The following is a 19,718-nucleotide window of genomic DNA, read 5'->3' as shown; positions in this document are numbered from 1 at the left end:
TTTCATACCTTTAAGGAAGTGTCGAAGGTGCCGGCGCGCGAATTGCGCCAGCGACGGCTCTCCCCGCGCGACGCGTCGTGCGCGCGTGAGCGCCGCCGGAACGGAACGGACTACTGGGGCGTGCGCGCCGAAGCCGGCACCGCAGTCGGGGCCGGAGTCGCGGTGGGGTGTCGGTCCGCGATATGGCGCGCGGCTTCAGCGTGCTGCGCGACGTGTGTATCGAGCAGATCGGAAGCGAAGCGCGGTCCGTCGTCGCGCGCAAAAGCGGGGGCGGCGAACGACGATGTCATAGCCAGCAACGACACGGCCAGAAGCTGTTTTTTCATGATTCGCTCCATGAGTCACCGGACTTCCTCACGATGAAACAATCCGAAGGCGTTGCCGGGGATTACATGCGCCTTCAGCAGTATTTGACGTCCGCGCGCGGCCGCCGTTCAACTGCGAGCTGCGCCGCACGATGCGCGCCGCACAAAGCCGTGCAGATTCTGCCCCCTCTTCCGCCGCAAAAACCCCGGTTCAGAGACGATGCGGCGGCGGCCGATTAGCCGTGTTCGCCCGGCAGGGTTTCATCGAGCGAAAACTCGACGTTCGGGTAGTCCTGAAGACGCCCGTTGACTTCGGCGTCGCGCTCGCTCGTAAAGAGGCCGTCGAGATAGTCGAACGACAGCTTCGGCACCAGCGCCTTCAACGCGAGTTCCGCGCTCTTCTTCGGCTCGACGGCGATCTCGTCGACGTCCAGGCGCGTACAGAACTGCCCGCCCTTCGCTTCCATCGCGCCGATGTCGATGACTTTGCCATCGACGTTCTGCGCCAGTACGCGCTGCTCGACCGCGAACAGCCTGAACGGGCGTTCGAGGCGCGCAGCGGTGTCGCCAGTATCCTTGGTGGTCATTTTGTGCTCCTGTGGGTCGCCGATCGGCGCCGGTCGATCGGCGACAAATGCCGTCAACCCGCCTCGCCGACGCTTCCCGGATCGGGCAGATCGGGTTTGCCTTTGGTGGGCGCAGGCGGCTTCGGCTCGCTCGTCGAATTGCGCTTTTGTTCCGGGCTCAGGCGCCGGTCGGCGGCGGTGGGATCAGTCGCGGACTGCTGCGGAGGCGTCGGGCGGGCCGATTGCGTGTCGTCTGTCATGGCGATGTGTCCTTGGGATGGATTCAATCGCTGCGTAGCACGTCGCGCGCCTACCACCCGAAGATGCTGGTTCGGCTTGATGCTGACTCCGCCGCGCTCAGGAACGAGAGGCGAATCCCTAAAATCCGTTCGGGGTTGCAGGCGGGAGGTTTGTGAAATCGCTCTGCGTTGGGGGTTCGGGCGCACGAGCGAGGCGTCCGAAGGAAACAGCCGCGATAGTCCCGCGTTATGGCTCTCCGCTATCCAGCGCACCACACGCCACGAGCGTTCATCGTCGCGATATTGGGCCCGGCAGCGCCGACGCGCGTCCAGTCGTCGAACTCGGCATCGTGGGCAAGCGACGTCGTGGTGATCGCCGAAGCGGAGGCGGCATCTGAACCTCGTCCTGTCATTGGAACCCCGCGCCCCGCGTGGCCCTGTGCTGATTTGCTCCATTCGAGCCAAGCGCTGCTCCACGGATCGGGTGCGGAATCGCCCGGCGGCGTGACGTGCAACAGTGGCGCGCCATTCCGGGAATTCCCGGGTGGAACTGCAACGGCACTTTCCAGTGGCGAAGCCGTGGCAACTGTCGCGTGACCTTTCGGCGCACGCGTGACACCTTCAGTCAGATGCCCTCCCCTGACGCTTGCCGCCAAGTGCCGTCCCGGTTGCGCATGCCCCGCCATCGCGTCGATCTGCGGCGATGCCGCGTCTCCCACATTGGGACGAGCATCCGGGCCGCCGTCGATTCCGCTGGTGACGCTCGCGACCGACAACCAATCGTCCGGAACGCCCTGTGTCCGCGCGTCGTCGGCAATTTGCGAACTAAGTGAGATGCCGTGGATCGGCGGCGCGTCGCGATCGATCTCCGTTGACGCGGCGCGCTTGACGCGGCCTTCGGACCCACCGACGCGCGGCCGGATGGCAGCAGCATGCACATTGAACGCAGGTCGTTGCATGGAATGGCGCTGCGTGCCTCGCCCTTTTCCTGCCGTGCTATCGGGCCGCCTGACCCGGGAAAACCGCGGCGGTACATATTCGAGAACCGAATCCATCATGTCCCCGCCCAGCGCCGCGCGAGAGCCTCCCGCGTTCGCCGCCAGCGACTGCGCGCCACATGGTCCGCATCCGGCAACAACAGCGCCTGCGCTCCGGCGAGCGACGGAGCCCATCCCGCGAGCATCAGCGCGCCGAGCACCGCCCGCCGAAGCGGGACGAGCGAAGCGAGACCAGCCGCCGATTGCGGCGCACGTTCAATGAGAGAACTCGCCGTACCACGAGCAAACGTGGCCTGAGGTGGACGAAGCGCGAGACGGTGGCGAGAGTTCATTTTCGTTGGCATCACTGATTGATGAACTTGCCAACATAGCCCAAATGTGAATCGCCCACTGTGAACAATTGTTTAGCGGTCCCGCCGCGGCTCCATGGCACTTGCGCGGGTCGAGTTTCGCGTATCGCCCCAAAACCCACGCCCGGTGGTGCCAGAAAACAAAAAACCGGACGCCTGAGCGCCCGGTTTTTCGTACTGCTTGCCGCAGGAGCTGCGCGGATCAGAAGCGGTGGATGATACCCACGCCTGCTGCGAACATGCTGCGCGAGGCCGACGGTGCGCTCTGGAAGCCATCGCCGATCGACGCGTTGGCCGCGGTCTGGCGGTTCACGCCGGTACCCGACGGCGTGGCGAGCGTGTTGCCATTCGCGCGCTGGAACGCTTCGAGCGCGTACAGGCCCGTGCGCTTGGACAGCGAGTAGTACTGGGACAGGTTGAACTGGTGGTACGACGCTGCGTCGTTGATGCCGTTCGCCTTGCTGGCCCACGTGTAGCTGTAGCCCGCGCCGAAGTCCCACACCGGCGATGCCTTCCAGTGCACCACCGTGCCGGCCGTGTTGAAGACCGCTTCGTTGGTGAAGAGGGAACTGATGCCCGGGATGTACTGAACGTTCGTGTACGTCGCCGTGATATCCCACGAGCTATTGAACGTGTAGCCGCCGCCGACCGCGAAGCGCTGTTGCGCCTGCGCACGCTGATAGCCGTTGGTGATCGCGGACACGCCCGGCTGGCCGCCGCCCGTGGTGCTCGTCGTATCGTTGATGGTCGTCGAGCTGCCGCTATAGATGCCGCCGCCGTTGGCCGCGTTGTTGATGCGCGAGAATGCCACCGCGAGGCCGATCGGACCTTGCGCGTACTGCGCACCGGCCGACCACGTCGAGCCCTGGTAGACGCTGCCCGGCACGCCGGCGAACGAGTACGAGCCGCTCACGGTAAGGCCGTAGAGCTTCGGCGACGTATAGACGACCGAGTTGTTCGCGCGGTAGATCGTGTCGAGGCCATCCAGATCGCCCGGGTGCGCGCCGAAGAAGCCCGTGAGCCAGTTCGTCGGGCTATACGGCGAGAGCAGCGTGTAGTACGAGGTGTACTGGCGGCCGGCGGTGAACGTACCGTAGGCGGGGTTCGTGAGGCCGACCCATGCCTGGCGCGCAAACAGCGCGTTGGAAAACTGAGCCTGGCCCGAGTTGATGTCGAAGCCCGACTCCAATTGGAAGATCGCCTTGCTGCCGCCGCCCAGGTCTTCTGCGCCCTTCAGGCCGAAGCGGCTGCCCGCCCAGATGCCCGAAGCCATTTTGACGTTCGAACGGCCCGGATTGGTCTTGTTGAGGTTCGTCTGGCTGCTCTGGTAGACGACCGAGTCATCGACGATACCGTACAGCGTCACGCTGCTCTGCGCGAACACCGGTGCTGCGGTCAGCGCAGCGCCGGCGATCACAGCAGCTTTAGTCTTGTTGTAACGCTTCATCTTCTCTCCTCTGAGCGGTTTGTCGGATTCTTTGGGCTTGCTTTGGGACAAAGCCTGACGCCTGACACCTTTGTGCCAATTGCCTTAAGCCGTTCAATTTTGTTGCTCGCCAGTGTAATGTTATTGAGAACGAAAGCGAAAGTTCCACGAACAGCGACTGTCGTTTTTTTTCACTGTCTGGTTAACCAGTATTTTCGCGGCCGACTGGTTGAGGCGAGCTTCGAGAACCGCGCAGGACATGGCCTCCGGGCGAGGCCACCAAGAGGAAAAAATCATCAACGAACAAGCGTGTGCGACCGGCTTTCATGCAGCTTTCGGTCGCTGCTTTGGTCGTTCGTAGATTCGATTGTCGGGCCGCTCAGGAACGCTTGTCGAGCCGCGTACTGACGGCGTTCGGATCGCGTCAGCGGCGCGCTTCGGTGGCCATGCGCCACGCGAGGCCGGCGAGCACGGTGCCCATCAGCCAGCGCTGGACGACGAGCCAGAACGGCCGGCCAGCGAGGAACGTCGCGATGGATCCGGCCATGATCGCGATGACGGAATTCACGGCGACGCTGATCGCGATCTGCAGCGACCCGAGCGCGAGCGACTGCGCGAGAACGCTGCCGTGCCCTGCTGCGGGCGTGATGAATTGCGGCAGCAGCGAGAGGTACATGACCGCGATCTTCGGATTGAAGAGATTCGTGACGAAGCCCATCGCGAAGAGCTTGCGCGGGCTGTCGGCGGGCAGCGCGCGGACCTGGAAAGGCGAGTGTCCGCCCGGCCTGACGGCCTGCCAGGCGAGATAAAGCAGATAGGCAGCGCCGCCGAAGCGCAACGCATCGTACGCGAACGGCACGGCGAGCAAGAGCGCCGTGATGCCGAGCGCCGCGCACAGCATGTATACGAGGAAGCCGAGCGCGACGCCGGCGAGCGAGATCAGTCCGGCGCGCCGTCCCTGGCAGATCGAGCGGGAGACGAGATAGACCATGTTGGGTCCGGGCGTGAGCACCATCCCCAGAGCGACGAAACCGAACGCGACGAGATTGCTGATTTCAGGCATGACATTTCTGCAGGGTATCGAAGGATCGATGAGGAAATGCAGCCCCAGGCGCGCGGCTCGAAACGGTAAACGCTCCCCGACGGTGATCCATCCCGAGGCGCCAGTCACGTGAGCCGGGTGTGCCGCGGCCGCATGGCACCGGCCGCAGCGACGCTGCTTCTACGAAGCTTCTAGGGCTCGATGCGCGCACGCAGTTCGCGCGCCGTCTCGAGCAGGCCTTCGTAGCCCGACCGCGCATGCGCAGGCAGGTCGGGGTCCCCGACGAGCGTGCCGAGCGTTTCGATGATGCTGTACAGGATGCCCTTCGCCGCGCCTGCGGCCATCCGCCCCGCGGCGACCGAATCGTCGACGTGAGCGATCGCCGCATCGAAATGTTCCAGCTCGGGCTGCGCATGATCGGGCGCAGCGGTGTCGTCGGCGGACGGGTCAGTCGAGTCGCGTGTCATGGTGACAACCTCCTTCGTGTGGAGCGTTCCTTCTGTATAGCGCCAGCGCGCGTTTCGCGCCAGTGGGCCATGTCCCGATCGAACATGCTTTCCGGATCACGGCGCCGGCGCATCGGTGACGGGCTGGATCAGGTGCACGCGGCGCATCTCGAAACCGTGCGCCGGGCGCGTCCCCGCCGGCGCGCCGCGCTCGATCAGGAGCGCGCGCAGGTCGTTGATCACCGGAAAAACCTCCTGGTTGTGGTCGGCGCCCTGCCGGTCGTGCGCTTCCTGCTCCCGCTCGACGATCCAGCGGTCCTCCTTGAAAATGCGCTCGGTAAACCAGACGAGCAGCGGCCACGCGGCATCGAGCAGAGCCCCGAGCTTCGGGCGGCGGATCGACAAGAGGCCGAAGGTGCGATTCGTGCGCTGCTCCCGGTCGAGCGGGACGTAGACGATGAACAGGTCCATGACCATCGTACCGTCCTTCGTGCGGATCTTGAGCGTCTGGTACGGATACGCCGTGCGGATCGTCATGACGTCCTTTTGGGCGCCGTCGGAATTGTTGCTGCTGTCCTTGCCGCGCTTCTGGCCGAACACCAGCGCCTCGCCGATCGGCTGGCGGCCCTCCTCGCGCGCGAACGTGTAATCCACCTCGACCCAGTCCTCGCCGCGCCGGCGCCCGAGCGAGCGCGCGCGCATCCGGCCCATCTGCCGGCGATGCAGGAACTGATGGTTCATGTCCATCAGGTTCTCGTGCATGAAGGTGTAGTGGCACTTGACCGCGCGGCCGAAGCGGCGCGTCTTGTAGGCCTTGTCGCTTGCCGAGCCGAGTTCGGGGAAAACGGCGCTGTCGGCGAGCAGCGGATCGCCGGGAAACACGAAGACGAGTCCCGCTGCCTCGCGGCACGGATACGAGCGCACGCCGTTCGGCAGGCGTTCGCGTCCGAGATAGGGAACATCGATGCAGCGGCCGGAGCAGTCGTAGGTCCAGCCGTGATAGCAGCAACGGATCGATTCACCGTCGACGACGCCCGCATGCAGCGGCACCTGCCGGTGCGCGCAGCGGTCCTCCAGCGCGAACACGCGGCCCGATTCCGTGCGCACGATCACGATCGGGTCGCCGGCGAAGGTCACGCCGTGAGCACGCCCGCGCTTCACTTCGTGCGACCACGCGAGCGGATACCAGTGATCGGGGTGGATGTCGACGCGTCGCAGATCGCGCGCCGTCTGTAACGCGGGAGCGTCGCTGGAACCAGCCTGTGCTGCTTGCTGCGGCAATGCTGCGTGCATGTACGACCCCTCCCTGCGGAGATACGACGAAACGCTGCTCGCAAGGGCAGCGTTGTGAACGATCATTCGCAGTCTACACGGCGATCGGGATTCGGGTGCGCGACTCCGGGGAAGTTACGGAGCGCTCACTACGGATGCACGCGCGGTCCCAAAGACGCGCTGCGTCACCCCAGCCGTTGCGCCAGAAAATCGATCAGGGCGCGGACCTTGGGCGGCAAGAACCGGTTCGGCGGATACAGCAGCCACACCGGTCCCTGATACGCGCGCGCCTCCATGTCCCAGCCGCCGAGCACGCGCGCGACGCTCCCCACCGCAAGCGCCTCGCGCGCGGCGAACTCCGGCAGGCAGGCGACGCCGAGCCCGTCCTGCGCCGCCTCCAGCCGCGCGCCCGCATGATTCGCGATGTAACGCCCCGTGACCGTCACGCTCGCCGTCTCGTTGCCGCGCCGGAACTGCCAGCGGTTGTCGTCGGCCGTTTCGCCCAGATAGATGCAGTCGTGAGCCGCAAGGTCGCGCGGATGCGCCGGCGCACCGCGCTCGCGCAGATACGAATGCGCGGCGCACAGCACCCAGCGGATCCGCCCGAGCGGCCGCGCCGCGAGCCCTTGCGGCGGCCGGTCGGTCGCGCGGATCACGAGATCGAGGTCGCTCGCGAGCGGATCGATTTCGTGATCTGAGAAGAACAACTGGACGTCGACTTCCGGATACGCCGCGAGAAACTCCGGCACGAGCGGATGAATCACCGATTTCGCATACGCCGACGGCGCACTCAGCGCAACGCGTCCCTGCGCCCGCCCGACGCTTTGCCCCGCGGCATCGACCGCGCCGGACGCCGCGGCGGCCATGTCGCGGCAATGGCGGTAGACCTGCTGCCCCGACTCGGTCACGCGGACCTTGCGCGTCGAGCGTTCGAGCAGACGCGTCGCAAGCGCCTCCTCGAGACGCTTGATCTGACGGCTGACGGTGGACGGCGTGCTGCCGAGCTGGCGGGCGGCGACCGAGAAATTGCCCGCGTCGACGACGCGCGCGAACACCGCCATATCGGGCAACAACGCGAAAAGATCGGCTGGATTCATGAGCGTTCATCTGTGCGCCACGAGCAAAAAGCCTGTGCGCGTGGACCCGATTATCGCGGCAGACGCATCATTCGACAATGGCGGCTCGCTCACTTCCGTCGCCGCCATCATGAAACCCGACCGCCCCGCCAAGCGCCTTCAATTCCTCTCCGACCTGATGCTGCTCGGGGTCGCAATCGTGTGGGGCAGCAGTTACGGCGTCGTGAAGGAGGCGCTCGCCGTCTACCCGGTACTCGCGCTGCTCGCGCTGCGCTTCGGGATCACGTTCGTGCTGCTCTCGCCGGCCCTGAGGCACCTGCGCCACGCCGATGCCGCTACCCTGCGCGGCGTGCTCGGCGTCGGCGGCCTGCTGCTCGGCATCTTTCTCGCGGAAACCTTCGGCGTGCTGCTCACGCGCGCGTCGAACGCGGCGTTCCTGATCAGCCTGTGCGTCGTGCTGACGCCGCTCGTGGAATGGGTGCTGCTCGCGCGGCGGCCGGGCCGCGTCGAATGGATGGCGGTGGCGGTCTCGCTCGGCGGGGCGTGGCTGCTCGCCGGCGACGGCGCCCTCGCCTTCAACTCCGGCGACGCGCTGGTCCTCGTCGCCGCCGTGCTGCGTGCGCTCAACGTGTGCGTGACCAAGCGCGTGATGCGCAACTCGTCGATGCCGGCACTCTCGATCACGGCGGTGCAGTCGGGCGTGGTGGCAGCGGGCAGCGCTGTCGTGGCGCTGGTCTTCGCGCCGACGCAACTCCGGCACGTGCCGACGCTTGCCGGCCACGGCCTCTTCTGGGGATCGGTGATCTATCTCGTGCTTGCCCGCACGCTATTCGCGTTCTTCGCGCAGAACTTCGCGATCGGACGCAGCAGTCCGACGCGCGTTTCGCTGCTGATGGGCAGCGAGCCGGCTTTCGGCGCGCTGTTCGCGAGTGTCTGGCTCGGCGAGGCGGTGTCGGCGAGCGGGTGGATCGGCGGCGCGATGATCGTCGCGGCCTCGCTGATGGCCACGGTGCCGTGGCGCAGCGCCCTCGCGGATCGCAGGCGCGCCTCCGGCGCCCAGGCCTGAGCGCCTCACCCTGCGCCCGGATCAGCCCTTCCTGAACACCAGACTGAAGTTGTTCGCCGGCATCGGGACGACTTCTTCCAGCGTCAGCCCGGCTGCCCGCCCGAGCGCCTCGACCGCTTCCATGTTGCGCACGCCCCAGCGCGGATCGGTCGCGCGTAACTGGGCGTCGAACGCTTCGTTGCTCGGGGCCGTGTGTGCGCCGTGGCGCCGGTACGGTCCGTATAGATACAGGACGCCGCCCGCCGCCAGGAGCCGTTTCGCGCCTTCGAACAAGTCCTCTGCCGCTTCCCACGGCGCGATATGAATCATGTTGATGCAGACCATCGCCGCAGCCGATTCGATGCCCCAGTCGGCCGAGCGGACGTCAATCGCGAGCGGCGGCTCCAGGTTGGCGAGCTTCTCGTGCACGCGCCACGCTTCGATCGACGCACGCGACGCGGCGTCCGGGTCGCTCGGTTGCCAGTCGATGTCCGGCAGCGCGGCGGCGCAATGCACCGCATGCTGACCGGTGCCGCTCGCGATCTCCAGCACGACGCCGCTTGCGGGCAGCACGCGTGCGAGCACGGCAAGGATGGCGTCGCGATTGCGCGTCGCGGCGGGCGCGCTGCGGCGCACGGAGGAATCGGCACCGGCATCGGGATGGTTCATGGGCGAGGTTCCTTGTCGAAGCGGTGAGGTGATGAACCCGGAAGACGAACGGCATCTAAGCAAACTGCGCCGAGCCTAAGCGCGCGGCTCCCGGCGAGTCAAGCGGGCACCCGCGAATTCCTCCGGCGCGGCCGTTGCCCCATGGCGCGAATCGTGCTAACGAGGAGCCCGCGCGAACGCGTCCCGCGAGCAAACCTGTATCCTTCGAACTGCGCGGGAAGCCGCGCGAGCATGGAGCGCCGGTTCGACCGGTCCCGCTCGCCGCGCATTTTCTCCACGCAGCAACGCCAGGCAACGACGAAGCAAGGACGGAGCAACGAAATGCAAGAACCCGACGACGCAAGCAAGCAGGGCCCCGACGACGAGATGATCGCGTTCGCGAGCGAAGTCTTCGAAGTCGCGCGGCGCGGCGATGCCGCCATGCTCGACGCGCTGCTGCACAAGGGCCTGCCGCCGAACCTGCGTAACGACCGTGGCGACACGCTCGTGATGCTCGCGAGCTACCACGGCCACGCCGACGCGGTGCGGGTGCTTCTGGAGCACAAGGCCGACCCGGACCTGCGCAACGACCGCGGCCAGACGCCCATCGCCGGCGCGGCGTTCAAGGGCTTCATGCCGGTGATCGAAGTGCTGCTCGATCACGGCGCGGACGTCGAAGGCGCATCGCCCGACGGCCGCACGGCGCTCATGATTGCGGCGATGTTCAATCGCGTCGAACTGGTCGAATATCTGATCGGGCGCGGCGCGAATCCCGACGCGCGCGATGCAAACGGCTTCTCCGCGCGCGACGCCGCCGAAAAGATGGGCGCACCCGATACGGTCGCGCGGCTCGCCGCGGCGACAGGGGCGCGCGAGCGCCCGTCCGGCGTCTGAAGCCGGGCCCGGGCAGGCGCACGAAAAAGCATGACCGGCGTCCCGGCAGGCACGCTCCCCACGACTTCTCACATATCAATCCGCTCCGGTTCGACGGGGCGATCTGACCCAGGCAGGCGGCCCGGACACATGGAGCTTTTGTGATGACTGGCGGTTTCTCGCGTCGAGGTTTCTCAGCCCGAGGTCTGTTCATTTCGATATTCACGGCGCTGGCCGCCCTCGCGACAGCCACGCTTCTCCGCGCGCTTGCGACGCGGCGATGCCTCGCGCCGCTTCTCGCGCTGGCCGTGCTTCCGGCGTGCAGTCTGCTGCCGCAGCAGACGCCCGTGCCGATCGTCGAGCATTCGTTCCAGCCGCCCGCGCCGACCGAGGAAACCGCCGAAGCCGAAGAGCCTTCGACCGTGGTCGCGGCCGAGCCCGCGTCGGAACCGAAGACGCCGCGGGCGGCGAAGCCGAAGCGCCGTGTCGTCAAGCCGAAGCCCGCCGCGCCGCCCGCCCCGCCGCCCGTGGAGGAACCGGAGCCGCCGCCCCCGCCGCAAATCATCTCGACGCGCATCCTGCAGCACGACCAGTTGCACGGGCTGCTCGACAGCGAAGTGCAGCGCCCGGACGGCAAGGTGATCGGGCGCGCGGTCGACATGTACGTCGATTCCGCCGCGAAGCCGAAGGTCATGATGGTCAATCTGGCCGGCTTTCTCGGCGTGGGCGATCGCAAGGTGATCTTCCCGTGGTCCGCGTTCCGCTTCGCGCCGGCCGCGAAGACCCCGGCGATCACGCTCGGCGCGTCCGCCGCGCCCGCTACCGGCAAGGCGAAAGCCGATGCGCCGCCCAAGCCGCAGCCGGTCAAGGACGTGCCGCCCAACCTGATGCAGCTCGTCGATTCGACGGTCCTGCAGAAGAACGGCGCGCGCATGGGCCGCGTGGTCGATGTGCTGATCGATTCGCAGGCCGAGCCGCAGGCAGTCGTGATCGATCTGAGCGATTCGCTTTCCGGGGACAAGCGCCACGTCGCGGCGAGCTGGGGCGACCTGCGCGTCGTGTCACGCAACAAGACGCCGCAACTGCAGATGGATTTCACCGACGCCCAGCTTAAGGCGTCGCCCACTTACGGACCTGAACAACCGATCAAGATCGTTTCTCCTGTCGTGCCCGCGCCCGCGTCGGCGCCGGCTTCCGCAGCGGCGGCTGCGTCGGCTGCGTCGGCGCCCACCTCGTCCGGACCGGTCGCGACCGGCCCCGTGGCGTCGGGCGCAACCGCATCCGGCGCGCGCGCTTCCAGATAACGACACCGATATCGATCACAAATAATGGTAATTGCACGAAGTCTTCGCGCACTCGACTGGCTGAATTTCTTCGTCGCCAACGTGCAGACCGGCTTCGGCCCCTTCATCGCTTCGTACCTCGCCGCCAACAAGTGGACGCAGGGCGAAATCGGGCTGATGCTCTCGGTCGGCACGATCAGCGCGATGGCGAGCCAACTGCCGGCGGGCGCGCTCGTCGATGCGATGCGCAACAAGAAGTTCGCAGCGGCATCCGCGATCGTCGCGATCATTGCGAGCGCCCTCTTTCTCGCCGCGAGCCCGACCTTCGTGCCGGTGTTCGCGGCCGAAGTGCTGCACGGTTTCGCAAGCTGCATGCTCGTGCCCGCGATGGCGGCGATCTCCTACGCGCTCGTCTCGCGCGCCGATCTCGGCGACCGGCTCGGGCGCAATGCGCGCTGGGCATCGATCGGCAGCGCGCTCACGGCGGCGCTGATGGGCGTGTTCGGCGAATATTTCTCGCTGCGCTCCGTGTTCTTCCTGACGGCGGCGCTCGCGCTGCCGGCGCTCGTCGCGCTGTCGATGATCCATCACGATATGCCGCCGAAGATTGCGCGCGGCAGCCAGAAGCCCGACAAAACGATCACGCCCGAAGGCGAAGAGCGCGTGTCGCTGCGCGAACTGCTGCGCGACAGGCGGCTTCTGATCTTCGCGGCGTGCGTGGTGCTCTTTCACTTGTCGAACGCGGCGATGCTCAATCTCGCCGCCGGCGAAGTCACGGCGCACATGGGCGACAACGTTCAACTCGTGATCGCGGCGTGCATCATCGTGCCGCAGTTCCTGGTCGCGGCGATGTCGCCGTGGGTCGGACGGCAGGCGCAGCGCTGGGGACGGCGCCCGGTGCTGATCCTCGGCTTCGCTGCGCTGCCGGTGCGCGCGCTGCTGTTCGCCGGGGTCTCGAGCCCTTATCTGCTCGTGCCGGTGCAGATGCTCGACGGCATCAGCGCGGCGGTGTTCGGCGTGATGCTGCCACTGATCGCAGCCGACGTCGCCGGCGGCAAGGGCCACTACAACCTGACGATCGGCTTCTTCGGACTTGCGGCGGGCATTGGAGCGACGCTCTCAACGGCGGCGGCGGGCTTCGCCGCCGACCGCTTCGGCACCGCGATGAGCTTCTTCGGGCTCGCGGCCGCCGGTGCGCTTGCGGTCGCGCTCGTGTGGCTCGCGATGCCCGAGACGCGCGAAGCGGCCGTCACGCCGGAAGTCGAGAAGCCGGCGGTGGAGGCCTGATTATTTCAGCGGCTTCAGCATCCCGAGCAGTGTCGGAATCAGTTCGCTGACGGTCGGATGGATGTGCATCGCGTTCTTGAGCGTGGTGTACGGCGCGCCTGCGTTCATGATGTCGACGAAGGTGTGGATCGCCTCGTCGCCTTCGATGCCGTGGATCGCGGCGCCCAGAATCTGCTTCGTCTTCGCATCGACGAGCGCCTTCATGAAGCCGTCCGTCTCGCCGCGCTCGCGCGCCCGGCCCACACGCGACATCGGCATCGTCGCGATCAGTGCCTCGCGGCCATCCTTCCTCACCTCGCTCTCGCTCATGCCGACGCGCGCATAGGGCGGATCGACGAACACCGCGTAGGTCATGATCCGCGTATCGACGCTGCGCGGCTCGTTGTCGATCAGGTGCGCCGCGACGATCTCGAAGTCGTTGTACGACGTATGCGTGAACGCGCCGCGCCCGTTCACGTCGCCGATCGCCCAGATGCCTTCGACCTGCGTGCGCAGCTCGCCGTCGACGTCGATCAGACCGTGCGCGTTCACCGCGACGCCCGCCGCGTCGAGGCCGAGGTCGTCGGTGTTCGGCTGGCGCCCGGTCGCGAAAAGCAGATGTGACGCGTCGATCGTGTCTTCGTTCAGGCCGATGCGTACGCCGTCGCCGAGAGGCTCGACGCGTGTCGGCTCGCCACCGAAGCGAAACTCGACGCCCTCCTTCGCCAGCACCTTCTGAATACTCTCCGCGAAATCCGCGTCCTCGCGCGTGAGCACGCGCTTGCCGCGCACGAGGACGGTCACTCGGCTGCCGAAGCGGCGAAACATCTGCGCGAATTCGAGCGCGATATAGCTCGCGCCGACGATCACGAGATGCGCGGGCACCTCGGTCAGTTCGAGCAGCGTCGAGTTGGTCAGATACGGGATCCGGTCGATGCCGTCGATCGGCGGAATGGTCGGGCGCGTGCCGGTGTTGATGAAGGTCGCGTCGCTTTCCAGTTCGTGCTGCTGGCCGTCGTGAGCGTCGACCCGGATCGAATGCGGCCCCGTAAAGCGCCCGTGGCCGGTGAAGACAGTCAGGTTTTGCGTGCCGCGCAGCCATTTTTCGACGCCGTCGCGCGACGCGCCGATCACCTCGTCCTTGCGCGCCTTCACGCGCGCCATGTCGATCTGTACGTCCCCGGCGATCAGCACGCCGTACTCCGCCGCGTGGCGCGCGACGTGCGCGGCGCGCGCGCTTGCGACGTAGGTCTTGGTCGGCGTGCAGCCGACGTTCACGCAGGTGCCGCCGAACAAATGCCGCTCGATGACGGCCGTCTTGCGCCCGCTCTCTGCGAGCCGCACGGCGAGCGGTCCGCCGCCTTGTCCGGTGCCGATCACGACGGCGTCGAAATGGTGTGACATGCCAGCCTCCCGCGAAACCGTGACGTTGAACGAAGGGTCGTGCCGAAGAAGGGTCGTTGCCATCTTACGCGCGAAGAAGCCGCCTCGCCGCCACCGCGAGATTCACGGGCATGGCCCGTGCTACCTTTACCGGACCCCGGCGCCCTTCTCATCCGGCGCGCCGGCCACTCCTCACAGCAGACAGGTTTCCATGACCGAGACGATGTGGTTTCTCGTCGTTGGCGGTGTACTCATCCTCATGGGGCTTGCCAGTTCGACGTTCAAGCATCTGCCGATCAGCACAGCAATGTGCTATCTCGCGATAGGCTTCGCGCTCGGGCCGCTGGGCGCGGACCTGCTCGACCCCGATCTCGTCGCCGATGCCACCATCCTGCGCCGCATCACCGAAGTCGCGATGCTTGTTTCGCTCTTCGCGATCGGCCTGCGCCTGCGCGTGCCGCCGACCGACCGCATCTGGTTGCTGCCCGTGCGGCTCGGCATTGTCGCGATGGTGTTCACGGTCATCGCGCTCACGCTCTTCTCCGTGCACGTGCTGGGGTTGAACTGGGGCCCGGCGCTTTTGCTCGCCGCGATGCTCGCGCCGACCGACCCCGTGCTCGCCCACGACGTGCAGGTCGAAAGCCCCGGCGACGTCGATCTGCTGCGCTTTTCGCTGACCGGCGAAGGAGGCCTGAACGACGGCATCGCGCTGCCGTTTGCTTTGCTCGGCATCGCCGTGTGCAACTATGAGGCGTCGCCGGGCGAGGCGCGTTCGTGGGCGTTCGCGGGTCTCGCGCTCTGGGGCGTCGCGGGTGCGCTCGCGAGCGGGTGGCTCCTCGGCGACCTCTCGGTGCGGCTCGTGGCGTTTTTGCGCACGCGCCACGGCCAGGCGCTCGGCCCGGAGGGCTTCTATGCGCTCGGACTGATCGCGCTGTCGTATGGAGTGGCCGAGTTGCTGCAGACCTACGCGTTTCTCGCGGTGTTCGCGGCGGGCCTCGCGATGCGCCGCGTCGAGCAGAAAGCGAGCGGCGACAAGTCTCCGAGAGAGGCCGTCGGCACGATCGATTCGGAAGACGTCGGCGCGACCGCCGTCGATCCCGAACGCGCCCATGCGTTCATGGCCGAGCGCGTGCTCGGCTTCACGATCGAACTGGAGCGCATCGCGGAAGTGGCGATCATGCTCATCGTCGGCGCGACGCTTGCGCACGTCTGGAAGCAGTTCCTGACCTGGCAGGCCGCGGCGCTGGTCGTCGTGCTGTTCGCGATCGTGCGGCCGCTGGCGGTGGAAGCGTCACTGGTCGGCTCGCTCGCGACGGCGCGGCAGCGGCGCCTCATGAGCTGGTTCGGAATACGCGGCGTCGGCTCGTTCTACTACCTCATGTACGCGCTGGAGCACGCGCCGAAAAGCGCGGCGGCACCGCTCGTGCCGCTCGTGATCGGGGTGATCACGGCGTCGGTGATCGTGCATGGCATCACCTCGACGCCGCTCATGAAGTGGTATCAGCGGGGAAGCTGACGGCGCCTCTGGTTATGATTGAAGTCGTCTGGTCCACATGGAACACCGGCGCATGACGTATCTGATCTTCTTCTGCGGCCACGCGGGCACCGGCAAGACGACGCTCGCGAAGCGCCTCTTTCCGCGTCTTGTGCGCGCCACGGGCGAGCCGTTCTGCCTGCTCGACAAGGACACGCTCTACGGCGCGTACAGCGCCGCCGCGATGGGCGCGCTGACCGGCGACCCGAACGATCGCGACAGCCCGCTCTTCCTTCAGCATTTCCGCGATCCCGAGTATCGCGCGCTGATCGACACGGCGCGGGAGAATCTCGATCTCGGCGTGAGCGTCGCGGTGGTCGCGCCGCTTACGCGGGAGGTCCGCGAGGAGCGGCTCTTCGACCGCGCATGGCTTCGCATCGGCGACGAGGTGACGATTCGCGTCGTCTGGGTGCACGTGACGGACGACGTGGCGCGCGAACGGATCGTCGCGCGTGGCGATCCGAACGACGCGTACAAGCTCGCGCACTGGGACGAATACCGGCAGCGGCGCTTCGTGCCGGACGGACCCGCGAGCCGCGACCTGCTGATGTTCGACAATTCGTCGCCGTCGGACGAGGCGTATGACGACCTGCTGCAGCGGCTCGTGTAGCGTCGCCGACCAACAAAAAGGGCGCCGCAGCGCCCTTTTCGTCTCTCAGTGGCTCTGACGGCCCTCGGTTCAGGCGGCAGCCAGTTGCCGCGTCGTCTTCAACACGCTCTCCCCTTCGTAAAGACGCCCGAAGCGGTTGTTCAGGAACGCGTCGAGCGGCACCTGCTCCTGGCGGATGAAGCCGCTTTGCGGCAGCACGCCTTCGCGGAACAAGTCGAGTTCCGCGCAGACGGCGCCCGCCGTCGTGATCTGGATCGCGCTCATCGGCACGCCGCAGACGTCCTTCGCAAAGATCTTGCGTGTGAACACGTCCTGCACGAGCTGGCCGCGCCGCATGCCGGTCGCCGTCACGAAGATCAGCACGACGTCCTGCGCGGTCGACGGCACGGCGCGCTTCAGCATCGCCTTCAGGCCGTCACGGTCGGTCGACATGCGCAGGTCGTCGAGCAGGAACTTCATCAGGTCGCGATGGCCCGGATAGCGCACCGACTTGTAGTCGAGCGCCTCGACCTTGCCCGCGAGCGTTTCGCAGAGCGTGCCGAGGCCGCCCGAGGTGTTGAAAGCCTCGTACTCGATGCCGTCGAGCGAGAAATGCTCGACGCCTTCGAGCGGCTGCACCCATTGCTGGCGGCTTTCGCGGATCGCCTCGCAGGGTTGGCAATACTCGTTGATGAGGCCGTCGATGCTCCACGTCAGGTTGTACTTCAGCGCGTTGGTCGGAAACTCGGGCAGCGCGCCGACGCGCATCTTCACTTCGCGCAAGTCGTCGAGGCGCTTCGCCAGATCGTGCGCGACGATGCCGATGAACCCCGGCGCCAGGCCGCACTGGGGCATGAACGCATGCGTCGCGCCATCGGCGATCGCGCGGATCGCATGGGTCGCGCGCACGTCTTCGGTGAGGTCGAAGTAATGGACGCCCGCCGCTTTCGCTGCCGACGCGACGTTGATTGCGAGGTAATACGGCAGCGCGTTGACGAGCGCGTCGAAGCCCTGCAGCGCGTGGCGCAGCGCGGTGGCGTCGGCGGAATCGACGCGGCGCGTCGCGACGCCCTGCGCGTCGAGCAGCGCGAGCGCGCCGTCGTCGCGATCGAATGCGACGACTTCGAAATCGCCCGTTTCACGCAGCAGGTGGGCAATGCTTTGACCGATCAGTCCGGCTCCTACGAGGGCCACTTTCATTTTTCATTCTCCTGTCGACCAGAGCTGGCTCTTCAACGCTTACTCTGGTCCCATGCAACGTAGTTGCGGTTGTGTAGTCCGGGAGTGAACCCTTCGTACACAAGTGTAGGAGCGGCCGAATACTGATCCTAGACGCAAAATGATGCGTATCGACGAGGGTTTTCGTCGTTTTGACGTAGAAGCGATGCGAATCGTCGAAATTCAGCCGACGCGGTCGATCTTGCGCGCGAGGATGATCGACGTCGTCGTGCGCTCGACGCCTTCCAGCGCGCCGATTTCATCGAGCAGGTCGTTCAGGCGATCGGGGGAATCGGCGCGCAGCCACGCGACGTAATCGAACTCGCCGCTTACCGCGCAAAGCAACTGGATCTCGGGCATCCGGGCGAAGCGCTTCTGCACGTCGCGGCCATACTTCGGCGCGAGCTTGATGCCGACATATGCCTGGATGCTCGCGTCGAGCACGTCCTGCCCGAGCCGCACGCCGTAGCCCGCGATCACGTTGTTCTTTTCGAGGCGAGCGATGCGTGCGATCACCGTCGTGCGCGCAACGCCGAGCTGGCGCGCCAGACTCGCCACGCTTTCGCGCGCGTTCGTTTGCAGGAGCGCGACGAGGTTGCGGTCGATGTCGTCGAGTTGATCGAGGCGCGGCGGTCTCATGCGGGCGTCGTCCGTCTGGTTCGGGAGCGCGCATTATCGCCCACCGCGGGCGCCGGACGGTCGGGCAAGGACGCCCGGCCGCGCCGGATCAGAGGACGCTGTCTTTCAGTTCCAGCGTGAGGACTTCGCCCTTTTCCTGCGAGCGGCTCGCGAAGTCGATGCCAGAGCGCTCCATTACCTTGCGGATCTCCTGCGGGACGCGATCGCTCACGCTCGCCGCGACGATCGGCCGGTCGATGTTGGAGAGAAACTGGCGGATGCCCGGTGCCGGCCAATAGACGAACACGTTGAGCGGATAGGAGAGCCTGGCGCCGGCGCTGCGATGGGCGGTGATATGCAGGCCGACTGTCGGCGATGCGCTCATCTGGCGCGGCGAGATATGAAAATCCAGCCCGAAGTCGGTCGCGACGCTTCGGACGAGAAACGGCAGACATTTGTCGCTGAACACTTTGTTTTCGGTTTTGCTGAGCGCCATCTCGGCCTCCGGTTGCTGATCAGGAATCGCAGCACGAGAGTAGAACCGAAGCGACACGGCTTCTGTGGCGCGGAGCACATCTGCAATGAAAATGGCGGGGGAATTCGGGGCGTTTGGGCGCTCTTCGCATCGGTGCCGGCGGCGTGGGTTGCCTGTTTCGCCGCCAGCGCTTATGCCTCGCTGCTGACGGCGCTATCCCCGTCAGATTTGATTCGCCGATTTTTCCGCGACGAGCCCGTCGATAATGGCTTCTCCGTAGGCAAACGCGGCGCGCTGCGCGTCCCCGAGGTCTTCGTAGCCGTGGGTCGTATTGACCTTGAATACCCGGAAAGGCGCTGAAGGATCGGCGCCGTCGGATGGCCGAAGGCGGATCGCCGCATCGTAGCCAGTGCCGTCGCGCATGTTGCGGCGCATTAGCGGGTCGCTCTCGCGCGGATAAACGAGAGCCTCCAGGTCGTATCCCTGATAAAAGTGATGCTTGCCTGCCATGATCGCCTCCGAAGTTATGTAAGAAGCATACGCGCCTTGTGACTGCGCCCGGGCGAGAATTTTCATCCGGCAAACATCCGATCCGGAGCAGTCGCGCGGTCCATGCGTCAGCTTCAACTGCATGAACCCTCCAGATGGTTTCGATACAACCGAGTTCGATCTTTTTACTCGGCGTTTACGAACATTCACATAAGCTTTGAAGCACCTGGATCTCAAGGAGCACACGCCCAAATGAACCTGGTCTTCGAACAAAACAAACGACGCAGCACGATCGACAACAACGTGCTCGCTATCCCGCCGCAGCGCGTGCTGCTTTCGGCCACAGTCCACAGCGAGCAAGACGAGACCTCCCGCGACCGCATCAGGCGGCTATTCCATTCGCCCCTCGGCGTCTATGTCAGCCACGCATCGCGCGACCGGAATGAACTGCGGCTCGAACTCGACGTCGCTGCCGAAGACATCGGCTTCACCCTTCGGACGCTGCAAAAGGTGCTTCCGGAAGCCGTGATCGTGGAAATTCGGCCGCGCGTCTTTGAGCGTCGCCAGCACTGAAGGC

The 19,718-nt window shown here is 66.1% G+C and carries 22 protein-coding genes and 1 riboswitch; of the genes, 7 read left to right on the top strand and 15 right to left on the bottom strand.

Annotated features, from left to right (window positions below; translation table 11 throughout):
- Positions 1-110: 110 nt before the first annotated feature.
- The 9 genes from AWB81_RS18130 to AWB81_RS18090 all read right to left on the bottom strand — a co-directional run bounded on the left by AWB81_RS18130 (position 111) and on the right by AWB81_RS18090 (position 7,741).
- Positions 111-326, bottom strand: coding sequence for a hypothetical protein (locus tag AWB81_RS18130; RefSeq protein WP_087135048.1), 216 nt, complete (start codon positions 324-326; stop codon positions 111-113).
- Positions 327-541: 215 nt separating this feature from the next.
- Complete coding sequence (locus AWB81_RS18125; protein WP_062637915.1) at positions 542-892, bottom strand: hypothetical protein; 351 nt, start codon at positions 890-892, stop codon at positions 542-544.
- Between the two features lie 53 nt (positions 893-945).
- Positions 946-1,131: a hypothetical protein gene (locus tag AWB81_RS18120; RefSeq protein WP_062637810.1), complete on the bottom strand. Its 186-nt coding sequence runs from the start codon at positions 1,129-1,131 to the stop codon at positions 946-948.
- Between the two features lie 239 nt (positions 1,132-1,370).
- Positions 1,371-2,069, bottom strand: a complete 699-nt coding sequence (locus AWB81_RS18115; protein ID WP_062637805.1) for a hypothetical protein — start codon at positions 2,067-2,069, stop codon at positions 1,371-1,373.
- Between the two features lie 591 nt (positions 2,070-2,660).
- The gene (locus AWB81_RS18110; protein WP_062637802.1) at positions 2,661-3,905 is read right to left on the bottom strand and encodes a porin; all 1,245 of its coding nucleotides are present in this window, start codon (positions 3,903-3,905) and stop codon (positions 2,661-2,663) included.
- A gap of 403 nt (positions 3,906-4,308) precedes the next feature.
- Positions 4,309-4,947, bottom strand: a complete 639-nt coding sequence (locus AWB81_RS18105; RefSeq protein ID WP_062637800.1) for a LysE family translocator — start codon at positions 4,945-4,947, stop codon at positions 4,309-4,311.
- A 34-nt stretch (positions 4,948-4,981) separates the two neighbouring features.
- Positions 4,982-5,065, bottom strand: a riboswitch (ZMP/ZTP riboswitch).
- Positions 5,066-5,117: 52 nt separating this feature from the next.
- Positions 5,118-5,393 (bottom strand): hypothetical protein, encoded by a 276-nt coding sequence (locus AWB81_RS18100; protein ID WP_062637799.1) that lies wholly within the window; start codon positions 5,391-5,393, stop codon positions 5,118-5,120.
- 96 nt (positions 5,394-5,489) lie between these two features.
- Positions 5,490-6,665 (bottom strand): Rieske 2Fe-2S domain-containing protein, encoded by a 1,176-nt coding sequence (locus AWB81_RS18095; protein WP_062637913.1) that lies wholly within the window; start codon positions 6,663-6,665, stop codon positions 5,490-5,492.
- Positions 6,666-6,829: 164 nt separating this feature from the next.
- Positions 6,830-7,741: a LysR family transcriptional regulator gene (locus tag AWB81_RS18090; RefSeq protein WP_062637797.1), complete on the bottom strand. Its 912-nt coding sequence runs from the start codon at positions 7,739-7,741 to the stop codon at positions 6,830-6,832.
- 109 nt (positions 7,742-7,850) lie between these two features.
- Here AWB81_RS18090 and AWB81_RS18085 point away from each other — a divergent pair, with 109 nt between their 5' ends.
- Entirely contained in the window at positions 7,851-8,786 is a 936-nt protein-coding gene (locus AWB81_RS18085; RefSeq protein ID WP_062637911.1) for a DMT family transporter, read from the top strand.
- Positions 8,787-8,807: 21 nt separating this feature from the next.
- Here AWB81_RS18085 and AWB81_RS18080 read toward each other — a convergent pair whose 3' ends face one another.
- On the bottom strand, positions 8,808-9,434 hold the full coding sequence (locus AWB81_RS18080) for a DUF938 domain-containing protein (RefSeq protein WP_062637795.1): 627 nt from the start codon (positions 9,432-9,434) through the stop codon (positions 8,808-8,810).
- 321 nt (positions 9,435-9,755) lie between these two features.
- Between AWB81_RS18080 and AWB81_RS18075 the strand changes: the two genes are divergently transcribed.
- The 3 genes from AWB81_RS18075 to AWB81_RS18065 all read left to right on the top strand — a co-directional run bounded on the left by AWB81_RS18075 (position 9,756) and on the right by AWB81_RS18065 (position 12,856).
- The gene (locus AWB81_RS18075) at positions 9,756-10,307 is read left to right on the top strand and encodes an ankyrin repeat domain-containing protein (RefSeq protein WP_062637909.1); all 552 of its coding nucleotides are present in this window, start codon (positions 9,756-9,758) and stop codon (positions 10,305-10,307) included.
- A gap of 143 nt (positions 10,308-10,450) precedes the next feature.
- Positions 10,451-11,590, top strand: a complete 1,140-nt coding sequence (locus AWB81_RS18070) for a hypothetical protein (RefSeq protein ID WP_167306327.1) — start codon at positions 10,451-10,453, stop codon at positions 11,588-11,590.
- 24 nt (positions 11,591-11,614) lie between these two features.
- A complete protein-coding gene (locus AWB81_RS18065; RefSeq protein WP_062637793.1) occupies positions 11,615-12,856 on the top strand; it encodes an MFS transporter in 1,242 nt (413 codons plus the stop codon).
- Here the strand turns inward: AWB81_RS18065 and AWB81_RS18060 are convergent, their stop codons facing one another.
- Positions 12,857-14,239 carry an FAD-containing oxidoreductase gene (locus tag AWB81_RS18060; protein ID WP_062637905.1) on the bottom strand — a complete coding sequence of 461 codons (1,383 nt, stop codon included), beginning with the start codon at positions 14,237-14,239 and terminating at the stop codon, positions 12,857-12,859.
- 190 nt (positions 14,240-14,429) lie between these two features.
- On the opposite strand from AWB81_RS18060, the gene AWB81_RS18055 reads away from it, so the two are divergent.
- Both AWB81_RS18055 and AWB81_RS18050 read left to right on the top strand, forming a co-directional pair.
- The gene (locus AWB81_RS18055; RefSeq protein ID WP_062637791.1) at positions 14,430-15,734 is read left to right on the top strand and encodes a cation:proton antiporter; all 1,305 of its coding nucleotides are present in this window, start codon (positions 14,430-14,432) and stop codon (positions 15,732-15,734) included.
- 52 nt (positions 15,735-15,786) lie between these two features.
- Positions 15,787-16,362 carry a P-loop nucleotide/nucleoside kinase family protein gene (locus AWB81_RS18050; RefSeq protein ID WP_062637789.1) on the top strand — a complete coding sequence of 192 codons (576 nt, stop codon included), beginning with the start codon at positions 15,787-15,789 and terminating at the stop codon, positions 16,360-16,362.
- Between the two features lie 69 nt (positions 16,363-16,431).
- Here the strand turns inward: AWB81_RS18050 and AWB81_RS18045 are convergent, their stop codons facing one another.
- The 4 genes from AWB81_RS18045 to AWB81_RS18030 all read right to left on the bottom strand — a co-directional run bounded on the left by AWB81_RS18045 (position 16,432) and on the right by AWB81_RS18030 (position 19,285).
- Positions 16,432-17,541 carry a saccharopine dehydrogenase family protein gene (locus AWB81_RS18045; RefSeq protein WP_062637786.1) on the bottom strand — a complete coding sequence of 370 codons (1,110 nt, stop codon included), beginning with the start codon at positions 17,539-17,541 and terminating at the stop codon, positions 16,432-16,434.
- 201 nt (positions 17,542-17,742) lie between these two features.
- Positions 17,743-18,198: an Lrp/AsnC family transcriptional regulator gene (locus AWB81_RS18040; protein WP_062637784.1), complete on the bottom strand. Its 456-nt coding sequence runs from the start codon at positions 18,196-18,198 to the stop codon at positions 17,743-17,745.
- An 88-nt stretch (positions 18,199-18,286) separates the two neighbouring features.
- Positions 18,287-18,673: a DUF5594 family protein gene (locus tag AWB81_RS18035; RefSeq protein ID WP_062637782.1), complete on the bottom strand. Its 387-nt coding sequence runs from the start codon at positions 18,671-18,673 to the stop codon at positions 18,287-18,289.
- A 201-nt stretch (positions 18,674-18,874) separates the two neighbouring features.
- Positions 18,875-19,285 carry a hypothetical protein gene (locus AWB81_RS18030; protein WP_097190325.1) on the bottom strand — a complete coding sequence of 137 codons (411 nt, stop codon included), beginning with the start codon at positions 19,283-19,285 and terminating at the stop codon, positions 18,875-18,877.
- A gap of 108 nt (positions 19,286-19,393) precedes the next feature.
- On the opposite strand from AWB81_RS18030, the gene AWB81_RS18025 reads away from it, so the two are divergent.
- Positions 19,394-19,714 carry a hypothetical protein gene (locus AWB81_RS18025; protein ID WP_062637778.1) on the top strand — a complete coding sequence of 107 codons (321 nt, stop codon included), beginning with the start codon at positions 19,394-19,396 and terminating at the stop codon, positions 19,712-19,714.
- Positions 19,715-19,718 lie beyond the last annotated feature (4 nt).

It is taken from the genome of Caballeronia arationis (genome assembly GCF_001544975.2).
GTDB classification, from domain to species: domain Bacteria; phylum Pseudomonadota; class Gammaproteobacteria; order Burkholderiales; family Burkholderiaceae; genus Caballeronia; species Caballeronia arationis.
This window is presented reverse-complemented; position numbering and strand designations above follow the sequence as displayed.